General features: G+C 68.5%; 12 protein-coding genes. 4 read left to right on the top strand and 8 right to left on the bottom strand.

Features of this window, described 5'->3' with window-relative positions; genetic code table 11:
• Positions 1–133 precede the first annotated feature (133 nt).
• The 6 genes from DFP85_RS04050 to DFP85_RS04025 form a co-directional block, all read right to left on the bottom strand.
• The gene (locus DFP85_RS04050) at positions 134–1,033 is read right to left on the bottom strand and encodes a hydroxymethylglutaryl-CoA lyase (protein ID WP_133635033.1); all 900 of its coding nucleotides are present in this window, start codon (positions 1,031–1,033) and stop codon (positions 134–136) included.
• A 202-nt stretch (positions 1,034–1,235) separates the two neighbouring features.
• Positions 1,236–3,293: an acetyl/propionyl/methylcrotonyl-CoA carboxylase subunit alpha gene (locus DFP85_RS04045; protein ID WP_133635032.1), complete on the bottom strand. Its 2,058-nt coding sequence runs from the start codon at positions 3,291–3,293 to the stop codon at positions 1,236–1,238.
• The gene (locus DFP85_RS04040) at positions 3,290–4,117 is read right to left on the bottom strand and encodes an enoyl-CoA hydratase-related protein (RefSeq protein ID WP_133635031.1); all 828 of its coding nucleotides are present in this window, start codon (positions 4,115–4,117) and stop codon (positions 3,290–3,292) included. The genes DFP85_RS04045 and DFP85_RS04040 overlap by 4 nt, the downstream gene beginning before the upstream one ends.
• 7 nt (positions 4,118–4,124) lie before the next feature.
• The gene (locus DFP85_RS04035; protein ID WP_133635030.1) at positions 4,125–5,732 is read right to left on the bottom strand and encodes a carboxyl transferase domain-containing protein; all 1,608 of its coding nucleotides are present in this window, start codon (positions 5,730–5,732) and stop codon (positions 4,125–4,127) included.
• A gap of 124 nt (positions 5,733–5,856) precedes the next feature.
• On the bottom strand, positions 5,857–7,026 hold the full coding sequence (locus DFP85_RS04030; protein ID WP_133635029.1) for an isovaleryl-CoA dehydrogenase: 1,170 nt from the start codon (positions 7,024–7,026) through the stop codon (positions 5,857–5,859).
• A 271-nt stretch (positions 7,027–7,297) separates the two neighbouring features.
• Positions 7,298–8,239 (bottom strand): sodium-dependent bicarbonate transport family permease, encoded by a 942-nt coding sequence (locus DFP85_RS04025; protein ID WP_133635028.1) that lies wholly within the window; start codon positions 8,237–8,239, stop codon positions 7,298–7,300.
• Positions 8,240–8,366: 127 nt separating this feature from the next.
• Between DFP85_RS04025 and DFP85_RS04020 the strand changes: the two genes are divergently transcribed.
• The 4 genes from DFP85_RS04020 to idi all read left to right on the top strand — a co-directional run bounded on the left by DFP85_RS04020 (position 8,367) and on the right by idi (position 13,232).
• The gene (locus tag DFP85_RS04020) at positions 8,367–9,329 is read left to right on the top strand and encodes a LysR family transcriptional regulator (RefSeq protein ID WP_133635027.1); all 963 of its coding nucleotides are present in this window, start codon (positions 8,367–8,369) and stop codon (positions 9,327–9,329) included.
• 37 nt (positions 9,330–9,366) lie between these two features.
• Positions 9,367–11,265, top strand: a complete 1,899-nt coding sequence (locus DFP85_RS04015; protein ID WP_166644593.1) for a serine hydrolase domain-containing protein — start codon at positions 9,367–9,369, stop codon at positions 11,263–11,265.
• A 205-nt stretch (positions 11,266–11,470) separates the two neighbouring features.
• Positions 11,471–12,619, top strand: a complete 1,149-nt coding sequence (locus DFP85_RS04010; protein WP_133635025.1) for a phytoene/squalene synthase family protein — start codon at positions 11,471–11,473, stop codon at positions 12,617–12,619.
• A gap of 28 nt (positions 12,620–12,647) precedes the next feature.
• A complete protein-coding gene (idi, locus tag DFP85_RS04005; protein ID WP_133635024.1) occupies positions 12,648–13,232 on the top strand; it encodes an isopentenyl-diphosphate Delta-isomerase in 585 nt (194 codons plus the stop codon).
• Between the two features lie 89 nt (positions 13,233–13,321).
• Here the strand turns inward: idi and DFP85_RS04000 are convergent, their stop codons facing one another.
• Positions 13,322–14,140, bottom strand: a complete 819-nt coding sequence (locus DFP85_RS04000; RefSeq protein ID WP_133635023.1) for an ABC transporter substrate-binding protein — start codon at positions 14,138–14,140, stop codon at positions 13,322–13,324.
• 67 nt (positions 14,141–14,207) lie between these two features.
• The gene (locus DFP85_RS03995) at positions 14,208–14,909 is read right to left on the bottom strand and encodes an ATP-binding cassette domain-containing protein (protein WP_243737195.1); all 702 of its coding nucleotides are present in this window, start codon (positions 14,907–14,909) and stop codon (positions 14,208–14,210) included.
• Position 14,910 lies beyond the last annotated feature (1 nt).

The following is a 14,910-nucleotide window of genomic DNA, read 5'->3' as shown; positions in this document are numbered from 1 at the left end:
TGTGCCACCTGCAGCTTGAACCACTCGTCGTACCGATTGCTCATAAAAACACCCCGAAGGTTGGATAGGGTGTCCAACTTTCGGGGTGCAGTTCATCACTGGCTCGGGGGCTTTTTCGTACTTGCGGCGGTGCCTACTTCGAGGCCAGCGCCACTCCCACCTTGGAGCGGTTGGGTCGCCCGATGGTCTCGGTGATCCAGGTGCCGGTGGCGGCCAGGGCGTCCAAGTCGATGCCGGTCTCGATGCCGAGGCCGTTGAGCAGGTAGACCACGTCTTCGCTTGCCACGTTGCCGGAGGCGCCCTTGGCGTAGGGGCAGCCGCCGAGGCCGGCGACGGAGCTGTCCACCACGGCGATGCCTTCCTCCATCACTGCGTAGAGGTTGGCCAGCGCCTGGCCGTAGGTGTCGTGGAAGTGGGCGGCGAGCTGGTCCATGGGGATGTCGCGGCTCACGGCCTCGATCATGCGCTTGGCCTTGAGCGGCGTGCCGGTGCCGATGGTGTCGCCCAGCGAGACCTCGTAGCAGCCCATCTCATAGAGCGCCTTGCTCACTTCGGCCACCTTGGCCGGGGCGATCTCGCCCTCGTAGGGGCAGCCCAGCACGCAGGAGACGTAGCCGCGCACCCGCACGCCGGCCTGCTGCGCGCGCTCGAGCACCGGCTCGAAGCGGGCCAGGGACTCGGCCACGGAGCAGTTGATGTTCTTCTGCGAGAAGGCTTCGGAGGCGGCGCCGAACACCGCCACCTCCTCGACGCCGCACTCCAGCGCGCCTTCCAGCCCCTTGAGGTTGGGGGTCAGCGCCGCGTAGGTCACGCCGTCGCGGCGGGCGAGGTTCTTCATTACCTGCTGGTGGTCGGCCATTTGCGGCACCCACTTGGGCGAGACGAAGCTTGCCGCCTCGATGTAGCGGATGCCGGCCGCGCCAAGGCGCTCGATCAGCTCGAGCTTGGTGGTGGTGCTGATCGGCTCGGGCTCGTTCTGCAGCCCGTCGCGCGGGCCGACCTCGACCAGGCGCACCTGCTTGGGAAATGCCATGGGTTATCTCCTGTCTTGCTCGCGGCGGGCCGATGTCGAGGCTTGGTGTTAAAGCTTGGCCGGCCCACGCGTTGCTGTGGCCTGTGTGGCGCTTGACAGCAGGGGAGGCCTGCGGCCTCCATTCGCGCTGCAAGCAGCGCTCCCACGAAGGGCAACTCCTTCGCGCTGCAAGCAGCGCTCCTACGAAGGGCGCTCCACCCGATTATTCGTCGGAGGCGAACTCCAGCAGCACGTCGCCCTGGCCCACGGTATCACCGGCCTGGAAGTGGAAGCTTGCCACATGGCCGTCGGCGGGGGCGGACATGGTGTGCTCCATCTTCATGGCTTCCATCACCATCAGCGGCATGCCCTTCTCGACGCGGGCGCCGGCCTCCACCAGCAGCGCCACCACGGTGCCGTGCATGGGCGCGGTGAGGGTGGACTCGGCCTCGTGGTGGCCGTGGTCGATGGCGTCGATGCGCCGCCAGAAGAGGCGGGTCTCGCCGCGCGGGTCGACCATCACCACCACGTTGCCGTCGCGGCGGGCCTGCAGGCGGCGGCGGTGGCCGTCCAGGGTCATCGCCACGGCGTCGCCGGCCAGCGGGTCGAGGCGCGCGGTAAGCGTCTCGCCGCCGATGGTCAGGTGCCAGGGGCCGGCGTTGTCCGCGCGGGTGCCCTCGACCACCACCACGCCTTCGGCGTCCGGCGACTGGGTATGGGCCTGGTTTTGTGTGGGGGGACACAGGGCGATGCGGATGGTGTGCGGGGCGTTGACGCGGAATCCGTCGTGGCGGTCCCAAGGCGAGTCGCTCTCGCACTCGCGGGAGAGCTGGTTGAGGCCCACCAGGGCGGCCCCGGCATACTCCTCGATGCTGTAGCGGCGCGGCGCGAAGAGGGTCTCCTCGTGCTTCTCGATGAAGCGGGTATCAAGCTCCGCGTCACGGAAGGCAGTGTGCGTGGCCAGCCGCTGCAGGAAGGCACGGTTGGTGACCACCCCCTGCACGTCGAGGGCGGCCAGCGCCCGGTTCAGCGTCGCCAGCGCCTGGGCGCGGTCGTCCCCAAAGACGATCAGCTTGGCGAGCATCGGGTCGTAGTGCATCGAGACGGCATCGCCGGTCTCCACGCCGCTGTCCAGGCGCACGCGCTCGGGGTCGAGGCCGGCGCCTTCCAGGTCCATGGCGAAGCGGGTCAGGGTGCCGGTGGCGGGCAGGAAGTCCTGCTCGGGGTCCTCGGCATAGAGCCGCGCCTCGAAGCTGTGGCCGGTGATGGTCAGCTCGTCCTGGGCCAGCGGCAGGGCCTCGCCCATGGCCACGCGCAGCTGCCACTCGACCAGGTCCTGGCCGGTGATCATCTCGGTGACCGGGTGCTCCACCTGCAGGCGGGTGTTCATCTCCATGAAATAGAACGACCCGTCCGCATCAAGGAGGAACTCGACGGTGCCGGCGCCCACGTAGCCGATCTCCTTGGCGGCGCGCACCGCGGCCTCGCCCATCTCGCGGCGCAGGCCCTCGCTCATGCCCGGGGCAGGGGCCTCCTCCAGCACCTTCTGGTGGCGGCGCTGCACGGAGCAGTCGCGCTCGAAGAGGTAGACGCCGTTGCCGTGGCTGTCGCAGAACACCTGGACCTCGACGTGGCGCGGCTGGGTCAGGTACTTCTCGATCAGCATGCGCTGGTCGCCGAAGGCGGCCTGGGACTCGCGGCGGCAGCCGTCCAGGGCGGCCTGGAAGCCGGCGGCGGACTCCACCACGCGCATGCCCTTGCCGCCGCCGCCGGCGCTGGCCTTGAGCAGCACCGGGTAGCCGATCTTGTCGGCCTCGGCCTTGAGCAGGGCGTCGTCCTGGTCGTCGCCGTGGTAGCCCGGCACCAGCGGCACGCCAGCGTTGGCCATGCGCGACTTGGCGGCGGACTTGTCGCCCATGGCGGCGATGGCCGAGGCGGGCGGGCCGACGAAGACGATGCCGGCCTGGTCGAGGGCCTCGACGAAGGCGCCGTTCTCGGAGAGGAAGCCGTAGCCGGGATGGATGGCGCCGGCGCCGCTGCGCCGCGCGGCCTCCACCACGGCCTCGACCTTGAGGTAGCTCTCGCGGGCCGCGGCGGGGCCGAGGCGGATGGCCTCGTCGGCCTCGCGCACGTGGCGGGCGTTGGCGTCGGCGTCGGAGTAGACGGCGACGGTACGCAGGCCCATGGCACGCGCCGTGCGCATCACGCGGCAAGCGATCTCGCCGCGGTTGGCGACCAGCAGGGTGTCGAAGCGCTTGGTGTTATGGGTCGTCTCGCTCATTTACGGCGCTCCGTGTTCGAGGGGGAGTCGGGGGCCCAGGCGGGGCGGCGCTTCTCGAAGAAGCTGGCGAGCCCCTCCTGGCCTTCATGGCTGACCCGCAGCTCGCTGATCACCCGGCAGGTATGATCGCGGGTCGTGTTGCTGTCGGGCTCGCGGGCCACCTCGGCGAGCAGGGCCTTGGTGGCGCGGCTGGCCTGGGGTGAGGTGCCAAGCAGGGTGTCGACCATGGCCGCGACGGCGGCGTCCAGGTCGTCATGTGCGACCACCCGGTGGGCCAGGCCCAGGGCCTCGGCGGTGGCGGCATCCATGACCTCGGCGGTCAGGGCGTAGCGACGCATCTGGCGCTCGCCCACAGCGCGCTGCACGTAGGGGCTGATCACCGCCGGCGAGAGGCCGATCCTCACCTCGGAGAGGCAGAACTTCGCCTTCTCGGAGGCGATGACGATGTCGCAGCAGGCCGCCAGGCCCACGGCGCCGCCGAAGGCGGCCCCTTGCACCCGGCACAGGGTGGGGCAGGGCAGGGTGTCCAGGCCGTGCATCAGCGCCGAGAGCTCCCGGGAGTCCGCCAGGTTGTCCTCGAAGTCATAGTCGACCATGCGCTTCATCCAGTTGAGGTCCGCCCCGGCGGAGAAGCTCTTGCCCTCGGAGCCCAGCACCAGCGCGCGCACCTCGCCCCGGTGGGCGAGCTCGCCCACGCGGCGCAGATGATCGTTGAGCTCGGCGATCAGGTGGTCGTCGAAGGCGTTGTGGACGTCCGGGCGCTCCAGGGTCAGCCAGGCCACGCCGCGGTCGTCGATCGTCAGTCGGGAAGTTGTCTGTGTCATCTCGACCTCACATCCGGAACACGCCGAAGCGGGTCTCTTCCACTTCGGCATTCATGGCGGCGGCCAGCGACAGGCCGAGGATCTCGCGGGTCTGCAGCGGGTCGATCACGCCGTCGTCCCACAGCCGGGCGCTGGCGTAGTAGGGGTGGCCCTGGTGCTCGTACTGCTCGCGGGTGGGTGCCTTGAAGGCCTCTTCCTCCTCCTTGGTCCACTCGCGGCCCTCGCGCTCGATCTGCTCGCGCTTGACCTGGGAGAGCACGCCGGCGGCCTGCTCGCCGCCCATCACCGAGATGCGGGCGTTGGGCCACATGAAGAGCAGGTTGGGATCGTAGGCGCGGCCGCACATGCCGTAGTTGCCGGCGCCGAAGCTGCCGCCGATCAGCACGGTGAACTTGGGCACCTTCGCGCAGGCCACCGCGGTGACCAGCTTGGCGCCGTGCTTGGCGATGCCCTCGTGCTCGTACTTGGAGCCCACCATGAAACCGGTGATGTTCTGCAGGAAGATCAGCGGGATCTTGCGCTGGGCACACAGCTCGATGAAGTGCGCGCCCTTGACCGCGGACTCGGAGAACAGCACGCCGTTGTTGGCGACGATGCCCACCGGGTAGCCCTGGATGTGGGCGAAGCCGGTGACCAGGGTGTCGCCGTAGTAGCGCTTGAACTCGTCGAAGTCGGAGTCGTCGACGATGCGCCCGATCACCTCGCGGACGTCGTAGGGCTTCTTGAGGTCGGTGCCGACGATGCCGTAGAGCTCGCTGGGATCGAGGCGCGGGGGCTTGGGCGCCTGCATCTTGAGCTGGCCGCGCTTCTGCCAGTTGAGCCGCGAGACGCAGCCGCGCGCCAGCTGCAGGGCGTGGGCGTCGTTCTCGGCGTAGTGGTCGGCCACGCCGCTCACCTTGGCGTGCACGTCGGCGCCGCCCAGGTCCTCGGCGCTGATGCTCTCGCCGGTGGCGGCCTTCACCAGGGGCGGGCCGCCGAGGAAGATGGTGCCCTGCTCCTTGACGATGATCGACTCGTCGGCCATGGCCGGCACGTAGGCGCCGCCCGCGGTGCACGAACCCATCACCACGGCGATCTGCGGGATGCCCTCGGCGGAGAGGGTGGCCTGGTTGTAGAAGATGCGCCCGAAGTGGTCGCGATCCGGGAAGACCTCATCCTGGCGGGGCAGGAAGGCGCCGCCGGAGTCGACCAGGTAGATGCACGGCAGGCGGTGCTTGCGGGCGATCTCCTGGGCGCGCAGGTGCTTCTTCACGGTGAGCGGGAAGTAGGTGCCGCCCTTGACCGTGGCGTCGTTGGCGACGATCACGCACTCCACCCCGGAGACGCGGCCGATGCCGGTGACCACCCCGGCGGCGGGCACCGCGGAGTCGTAGACCTCATGGGCGGCCAGCGACGAGAACTCGAGGAAGGGCGAGCCCTCGTCGATCAGGTGGTCGATACGGTCGCGGACGAACAGCTTGCCGCGCGACTCGTGGCGCTCGCGGGCCTTGGGGCCGCCGCCCTGGGCGATGGCCGCGGTCAGCTCGCGCAGCTTGCCGACCTCGTGGCGCATGGCGACGTCGTTGCCCTGGAAGACGTCGCTGCGCGGGTTGATCTGGGTCTGGAGGATGCTCATGTCCGATCCCTTGCAGTCTGGTACCAGCGCCTCACTGGCGCATTGTAGGAGCGCTGCTTGCAGCGCGATAAGCTCCCGTTGCCATCGCCTTGCACGCAAGGCTCCTACAGCGAGAAGTCACCGATCATGCTGATTCGTTAAAGATCTCGCGGCCGATCAGCATCCGGCGGATCTCGCTGGTGCCAGCGCCGATCTCGTAGAGCTTGGCATCGCGCAGCAGGCGCCCGGTGGGGTACTCGTTGATGTAGCCGTTGCCGCCGAGCAGCTGGATGGCGTCCAGCGCCACCTGGGTGGCCTTCTCCGCGCAGTAGAGGATCACGCCGGCGGCGTCCTTGCGCGAGGTCTGGCCGCGGTCGCAGCCGGCGGCCACGGCGTAGAGGTAGGCGCGGCAGGCGTTCAGGGTGGTGTACATGTCGGCGATCTTGCCCTGCACCAGCTGGAACTCGCCGATGGCCTGGTTGAACTGCTTCCGCTCGTGGACGTAGGGCACCACGATGTCCAGCGCCGCCTGCATGATGCCGATGGGGCCGGCGGCGAGCACGGTACGCTCATAGTCCAGGCCGCTCATCAGCACGCGCACGCCCTTGCCGACCTCGCCGAGCACGTTCGCTTCCGGCACCTCGCAGTCCTCGAACACCAGCTCGCAGGTGTTGGAGCCGCGCATGCCCAGCTTGTCGAGCTTCTGGGCGGTGGAGAAGCCGGGCATGCCCTTCTCGATGATGAAGGCGGTAATGCCCTTGGAGCCGGCCTCGGGGTCGGTCTTGGCGTAGACCACCAGCACGTCGGCATCGGGGCCGTTGGTGATCCACATCTTGTTGCCGTTGAGGATGTACTTGTCACCCTCCTTGCGGGCGCGCAGCTTCATGGAGACCACGTCGGAACCGGCGCCCGGCTCAGACATGGCCAGCGCGCCGACGTGTTCGCCGCTGATCAGCTTGGGCAGGTACTTGGCCTTCTGCTCGGCACTGGCATTGATCTTGAGCTGGTTGACGCAGAGGTTGGAGTGCGCGCCGTAGGAGAGGCCCACGGAGGCGCTGGCCCGGGAGATCTCCTCCACGGCGATGCAGTGCGCCAGGTAGCCCATGCCGCTGCCGCCGTCCTCGTCGGAGACGGTGATGCCGAGCAGGCCCATGTCGCCGAACTTCTCCCAGAGGTCGTTGGGGAACTCGTTCTTCTCGTCGATCTCGGCGGCGCGCGGGGCGATCTCGTCGCGGGCGAAGGCGTTGACCTGGTCACGCAGCATGTTCAGCTCGTCGTCGAGGCCGAAGTCGAGGGGCTTGTAGGGCGTATGCATGGCGGGCTCCCGTTCTCGTCAGGTGAGGCGCCGACCGCTCGGGCGAGGCGCCAAGGGCAAACAGTTAGTCATCAAGATGGCAGATGGCACAAGACTAGGCGAGGTTGACGTTAACGTAAAGTGCAGGTTCTTGCGGCTACGACGAATGTCGATAGAGGGAGGCGAGGTAAGGAGCAAGGAAGAAGGGTAGAGGGCAAGGAGGAAGGAGAAAGGGTAGGGAGCAAGGAACGAGCAGCAGGCGGGGCAGCCGTCGCGGCTGCCCCTCGGTGACTCAGCCCGCCAGCCAGGTGATCAGCTGGTGGTAGAGCGGGATGCCGATGATCACGTTGAGCGGGAAGGTGAAGCCGAGCGAGGCCAGCATCGCCAGGCCGATGTTGGCCTGGGGGATCGCCGTGCGGATGGCGGCCGGGGCGGCGATGTAGGAGGCGCTGGCGGCAAGGGCGGTGAGGATCAGCAGGGAGCCCTGGGGCAGGCCCAGCGCCAGGCCGACGCTCAGGCCGGCCATCGCCAGCAGCGGCGGGGCCACCAGGGCGAAGGTGAGCAGTCGCCAGTGGAACCAGGGGATCGGACGCAGGGTGTCCGCCGCGGTCAGGCCCATCTGCAGCAGGAAGAGGGCGAGCACGGCATGGAAGGCACTGGTGAAGAGCTCGGTGACGTTGGCGCCCTCCTGGGGGCCATACATGGCGCCGATCACCGCACCGCCGGCCAGCAGGATCACGCCGCGGTTGGTCAGGGTCTCGTGCCAGATCCCCTGCATCGCTTCCCCGGCGGCCTTGCCCGCATGGCGGCGATAGAGCGCGATGGCGACCATGATCGCGGGCAGCTCCATCATCACGAGATAGAGGGTGACCTCGGCGCCGATGGGCAGTGCGCGGCTCTCGGCGAAGGCCAGCGCCACGGCAAAGGTACCGGCGCTCACCGAGCCGTAGTGGGCGGCAATGCTGGCGCTGTCGGCGGCGGAGAGGCGGGCGAGGCGGCGCAACACCGGCATCAGGGCCAGCGGGATCAGCGCGCCGAGCGCCGCCACCGCGGCCAGCTCGGGCACGAGCGACCAGCTCAGGTTGCCGTAGAGGGCCATGCCGCCCTTGAGGCCGATGGTCAGCATCAGCAGCAGGCTCAGGGTGTCGTAGGCGGCCTTGGGGATGGTCAGGTCGGACTTCACCAGCCCGGCCAGCAGGCCGAGCAGGAAGAACATCACCACGATATCGGGCATCGGGAGGTCTCTGGAGGCTAAAGGAGAAACGCCACGCATTCTGCGAAGCCTCGGACATTGATTCCAATAATCTCTTTCGCATTGCATCATAGATGATCATCTATAGGTGACCCAGGGCACCACGACGATGAACATCCGACACCTGACCTTCCGCCTGCTGCAGGTCTATGCCGCGGTGGTGCGCGCCGGCTCGATCAGCGAGGCGGCGCGACGGCTCCACCTGACCCAGCCTACGGTCTCCCAGCAGCTGCGTCGCCTGGCCGAGACGGTGGGCGAGCCGCTGCTCGAGAGCCGCCAGGGGCGCCTGGTGCCCACCGAGGCGGGCGGCGAGCTCTACCGGGCGAGCCGCGAGGTGCTGGGGCGCTTCGACGACTTCGCGGATTACCTGGCCTCGCTGCGCGGCGGGGCGCGGGGGCGCTGCTCCATCGCCCTGGTGAATACCGCCCAGTACGTGCTGCCGCGATTGCTCGGCCCCTACAGCCGGGCCTTTCCCGAGGTGGACGTCACCCTGCATATCGGCAACCGCCGCCAGGTGCTGACCCGCTTCGAGCGCCAGGACGACGATCTCTACGTGTTCAGCCACCCCCCTTCACTGGCCCATGCCCGGGCGGGGCGCTTCCTGCGCAACCCCCTGGTGGCCGTGGCGCCCTGGGGCCACCCCCTGGCGGGACGCGAGGAGGTGGCGATGAGCGAGCTGCTGGGCGAGCGCTTCCTGCTGCGCGAACCCGGCTCGGCCACGCGGATGCTGTTCGAGAGCTGGCTGCAGGAACAGGGGCTGACCCTGGGGGCGACGCTCCAGATGGCCAGCAACGAGGCGATCCGTGTCGGGGTGGCCTCGGGGATGGGGCTTGCCGTGCTCTCCGAGCACGTGCTGCCGCCTGAGCATCCGGACCTGGTGATCCTGCCGGTAGCGGGGCTGCCCATCGAGAGCCACTGGCAGTTCATCGTGCGCCGCGACCGGCGGCTGCCGCATGCGGCGCTGGGGCTGCTGCGCTTCGCCGAGGGGCACCTGGGCGAGTGCGTGGAGGCCCGTTTCCTGTGCAACGAGATCCCCGACCTGTTGGCGGGGCTGGAGATGACCGATGCTTGACCCTGCGAAGGGCAGCGATGCGAGGCGGCACGCGATCATGACTCTCATGCGAGGCGCCCTGTGCGGCCTGCTGGTATGGCTGTGGGCGGGAGTGGCCATGGGGGCGGCCATCGACAGGCAGGACCTGGAGGCCTTCGTCGACGGCTTCGTGACGGCGCGCATGGAGGCCCACCGCGTGGCCGGCGTGACGGTGGCGGTGGTCAAGGACGACGAACTGCTGCTGGCCAAGGGCTTCGGGTCGGCCGACCTCGAGGCCGGGCGCCCGGTGGTGGCCGATCAGACCCTGTTCCGGCCGGGCTCGATCTCCAAGCTCTTTACCTGGACAGCGGTGATGCAGCTGGTGGAGCAGGGACGGCTCGATCTGGACGCCGATATCCGTGACATCCTGACCGACTTCCCCCTGGCGACCCGCTATCCGGCGCCGATCACCCTGCGCCAGCTGATGGCCCACACCCCGGGCTTCGAGGACACGGCCATGGGCCATCTCTTCGAGGACGACCCTGACGCCGTGCTCGCGCTGCGCGACTACCTGCGCCGCCATGCCCCGGCCCAGGTGCGAGAACCGGGCACCTGGCCGGCCTACTCCAACTACGGGGTGGCGCTGGCTGGCCTGGTGGTCGCCGAGGTCAGCGGCATGTCCTGGGAAGCCTACGCCGAGCGTCACCTGCTGGCACCGCTGGGCATGCGGGACAGCACCTTCCGCGAGCCCTGGGGGCCGCAGCGCAAGCAGGCCCCCATGGCGCCGGCCCTGCGCGAGCGGGTCAGCGAGGGCTATCAATGGGTCGAGGGCGCCTTCCGGCCGGGCGGCTTCACCTTCGTCGGCGGTATCGGGCCGGCCGGCAGCCTCTCCACCACGGCGACCGACATGGCGCGCTTCATGCGCGCCCATCTCAACGAGGGGCGCCTCGGCGACGTGCAGCTGCTCTCGCCGGATACGGCCCGCGAGATGCAGCGTACCCACTACCGAGTGGCCCCGGGGCAGCCCGGCATGGCCCACGGCTTCATCGAGAGCGAGATCGCCGGCTACCGGGCCATCGGCCATGGCGGCGGGACCGTGCACTTCGTCTCCGACCTGCAGCTGATCCCCGAACTCGAGCTGGGGGTGTTCATCTCCACCAACAGCAACGGCGGCCAGGCGCTGATCCGGGGGCTCGTCGAGCAGCTGGTGCGACGCTACTTCCCGACCGAAGCCCCCGCTGCGGCCACGGCGCCCGACGACCCGGCGCGCTATGCGGGGGATTACCTCTCCACGCGGCGGCCCTATACCACCGTCGAGGCGCTGCTCAACCACGACATGGCCAGCGTCCACCTGGACCGGGACGGCCGGCTGGTGCTGAGCCGCCGGGGGCGGCAGGTGCGCCTGGTGCCGGCGCCGGGCGAGGGGCACTTCCGCCAGGCCGACAGCCACGAGTCGCTGCGTTTCCTGGCGGACGACAGCGGCGCCGTGACGCACCTGGCCGTGCCGGAGCCGATCATGGTGATGGAGCGGGTCGGGCCGCTGGCCAACCCGCGCTGGCGTCTGGCGTTTCTGGGCCTGGCCGGCGGCGTGTTCGTCGTCACCCTGGTGGTGGCGCTGGTCGGCCGGGAGCGGCCGCCGGCACACCGCGCCGTGGTGCGCTGGGCCGCACGGCTGACGTTGCTGGCCGCCGGTCTGTGGCTGGTGAGCATGGGGCTGGCCCTGGCCGGCGTGCTGCCCATCACGCAGGACGTGGGGCTCGCTTTCTTCGACTTCCCGCCGCCGGCCTTCGTCGCCGCCCAGGGCGTCGCCATGCTGGCGGGCGCGGCCAGCCTGGGGGCGCTGGCCCTGCTGGTGCCCGTGCTGGGTGAGGAGGGCTGGTCCCGGAGCCGGCGCCTGCGCCATGTCGGGGTAGTCGTGCTGCTGGTGCTGACGCTGTTGACGGTCTGGCAGTTCAACGGCTTCGTGCTGATGGCGTGACCCCGTCGCCGGGCCTGCCGCGCGGGCCTACGCGCCATGGTCACGACAAAGCTGCCGGGACAGGGGCCTTGACGTTGGCTGAGCGTCGTTACCCTCCCGAGGCCAGCGTGATAGCCTGCCTGACCAGCCTGTCTCGATGTTTGTACATCACGCTGGAAAGATGACCGTCCTCGGTCAATGACCACACATGAATGGGTGTACTGCCATGGCCCAGGTCCTTGCGACGGCTTCCGGAATTGCAGAGGCAGAAGCCTATCAGGGCAAGGTCCTTGGCGGGGTGTCACGCACCTTTGCCTTCACCATCCCTCAGCTCCCGGCCGATCTGCGCAAGGTCGTGACCAATGCCTACCTGCTCTGCCGTATCGCCGACACCCTGGAGGATGAACCGGCGCTTTCCGCGGTTCAGAAGACCCTCCTGCATGAACGGTTTCTGGCGGTGCTGAGAGGAGAGGAGAAGGCCCAGCGTTTCGCCCGGCAGGTCACGCCGCTGCTCTCGCCGGCCACCTCAACGGCTGAGCGAGAGTTGATGGCGAACACGCCATTGGTCGTCCGCTGCACCCATAGCCTCGCCGCGCCCCAGCAGCAGGCGCTGGTCAAGTGTGTGAGCATCATGTGCCGGGGCATGGGCCATTACCAGGACAATGCCAGCCTGGAGGGCCTGGCAGACCTGGGCGAGGTGGACCGCTATTGCTATCACGTGGCAGGCGTCGTGGGGGAAATGCTCACCGAACTGTTCTGTCAGCATTCAGGCGACATGCATGAGAAGCGTGCCGAGATGCTGGCCCTGGCACCGTCGTTCGGACAAGGCCTGCAGCTCACCAATATCCTCAAGGACCTTTGGGATGATCGGCAACGTGGCGTCTGCTGGCTGCCCCGCCAGGAATTTCAGGAATTTGGTGTGGACGTCGCGAGCCTGGCGCCGGGACGCAGGGATCCGGCGTTTGCCACCGCACTGCGTTATATGGTCGGTATTGCGCATGCCCATTTGCGTAATGCCTTTCGCTACACCCTGATGGTTCCAGCGAAAGAAACCGGCATCAGGCGTTTCTGCCTATGGGCCATCGGCCTGGCCGTGCTCACACTCAGGCAGATAGATGCTCGGCCGACCTATTGCACGGGTCGGCAGGTCAAGGTGCCACGCCGCACGGTCAAGGCCGCCATCGCGAGTACCCGCCTGGCGGCACGTCATGATGGGATGCTCAAGCTGCTGTTCAGCGGTGTGACCAGGGGGTTGCCACTCGGGCCGCTCGCGGGCTCACACCCGGCGCTTAGCGCATGGGCTTTTGAGCCTTCCGATGGTGGTGGCTTGGAAGCTTCACGTCATGGCCTTCGGCTAGGCAATGACAAGGAGTAGATAGATAGCATGGCCAAGGAGGTGACCATTGGTTAGCACTGGCTCAAGCGAGCGCGACGAGACCGTTTCCTTCGATGACGAGGAACTGATCCTGGTCGATGACGAGGACAGGGAGCTGGGGCATTTGAGCAAGGCCAAGTGCCACGAAGGAAGCGGTGTGCTGCATCGCGCTTTCTCGCTGTTCGTGTTCAATCATGACGGGGAGCTTCTTCTGCAGCAGCGGGCGGAAGGCAAGCGCCTCTGGTCGCTGTGCTGGTCCAACAGCTGTTGCAGTCACCCACGCCGAGGCGAGCCCATGGAAGCGGCGATTCACCGGCGACTATGGCAGGAGGTCGGCATCGAGGCGCAACTGGCCTTCCTCTACAAGTTCCGCTATCAGGTCCAGTACGGTTCAAGCGGCGCCGAGCACGAGCTTTGCTGGGTATATCTGGGGGTCACTGACAATGCGCCACGCCCCAACCGACAGGAGATCGCCGACTGGTGCTGGATATCACCCGCAGCGCTCGATGCCGAGCTGGCCTCTCGCCCGGAAGACTATACGCCCTGGTTCAAGATGGAGTGGGCGCGATTGCGCAGTGAATTTGCCGATGAGCTCAAGCGGTATACCCGTTAGGCTCGACGGCGAAGAGCAGGGCGTTGATGGCCCGGCTGGATGTGGCCGGGCCCTTGCGGGTTTGCGGGTGAGGCGATGTCAGCGCCGGATCAGTCGGAGCGGGCGTTGGGGAAGAACAGCTGCTGGCCTTTGACGGTGAAGTCGGCGATGGCCTGCTGGCCCTCCTCGGAGAGCAGCCACGCGTGCCACTGCTCGGCCAGGTCGTGCTTGAGGTGGGGGTGGCGCTCCTCGGAGATCAGGATACTGCCGTACTGGTTGAACAGTGCCTCGTCGCCCTCGAAGAGCAGTGCCAGGTCCTGGCGGTTGTCGAAGGCGACCCAGGTGGCGCGGTCGCTCATCACGTAGGCGTCCATGCCGGCGGCGGTGTTGAGCGTCGGGCCCATGCCGCTGCCGAGCTCCCGGTACCACTCGCCGCCCGGCTCCACGCCGGCGGCATCCCACAGGCGCAGCTCGGCGCGGTTGGTGCCGCTGTCGTCACCGCGGGAGGCGAAGGGGGCCTCGGCCTCGGCGATCCGCGACAGGGCCTCGGCCACGCTCTCGGCCTCACTGATGCCGGCCGGGTCGCCCCCCGGGCCGATGAGCACGAAGTCGTTGACCATCACGTCGGCGCGCTCGGTGCCATAGCCCGCTTCCACGAAGCGCTCCTCGCCGACGGTATCGTGCACCAGCAGGCTGTCTGCGTCGCCGCGACGGGCGATCTCGAAGGCCTGGCCGGTGCCCACGGCGACGACGCGAACGTCGATGCCGGTGTCTTCAGTGAATTGCGGGATGATGGCGTCGAACAGGCCCGAGGCCTCGGTGGAGGTGGTCGAGGCCAGGGTGATGAAGGGAGTCTCGTCCTGGGCCGAGGCGCCCAGCGAGAGGCCTGTCAAACCGATGGCAACGAGGGTGAGTCCTGCTGTCTTCATGGTGCCTTTCCTTCTTTCGCGAGTGGTGCGTGGTGGCAGTGAGCGATGCGTGGTTGGCGTCAGCGGTCTACCAGACCAGCTCGCCGCGGATGAAGGCCCTGCCTTCCGGCGTCTGCGGGTCGGCGAAGAAGCGCTCGGCCGGGCTGTGCTCGACCAGCCGGCCGCCGAAGAGCAGCACGATGTCGTCGGCCAGGCGATGGGCCTGCTGAAGGTTGTGGGTGGTCATCAGGATGCGCGTGCCGCGGCGGTGGAAGTCTCGCACCGCGGCTTCCACCGCCTGGATGGCGGCGGGGTCGAGGGCGGCGGTGGGCTCGTCGAGGAACAGCACTTCGGGCTCAGCCAGCCAGGCGCGGGCCAGCGCCAGGCGCTGCTGCTCGCCCCCCGAGAGCACCCGGGCCGGGCGCTTCTCGAGGGCCGCCAGGCCGAAGCGCTCCAGCGCCTCGCGGGCCAGCGCCTTGCGTCGACGGCGGGGCGTGCCGTTGATCGCCAGGGCATAGGTGAGGTTGGCGAGTGCCGAGCGCTTGAGCAGTACCGGGCGCTGGAAGACCATCGCCTGGCGGGGCGGTCGGCCCTCCCAGCTCACGCGGCCACGGGTGGGCGCCAGCAGCCCGTGGGCGAGGCGCATCAGCAGGCTCTTGCCGGCGCCATTGGGGCCCATCACCAGGGTGCGATGGCAGCCTTCAAGGCGCAGGTCGAGGGGGTGCAGCAGGGTCTGGCCGCGATGAGTGAAGCCGACGCCCTCGAGCGCGAGCGGGGGGATAACTGTCACC

The organism is Halomonas ventosae (assembly GCF_004363555.1).
GTDB lineage: Bacteria > Pseudomonadota > Gammaproteobacteria > Pseudomonadales > Halomonadaceae > Halomonas > Halomonas ventosae.
The sequence above is the reverse complement of the archived record's forward strand: the minus strand, read 5'-3'. Positions and strand labels throughout refer to the sequence as shown.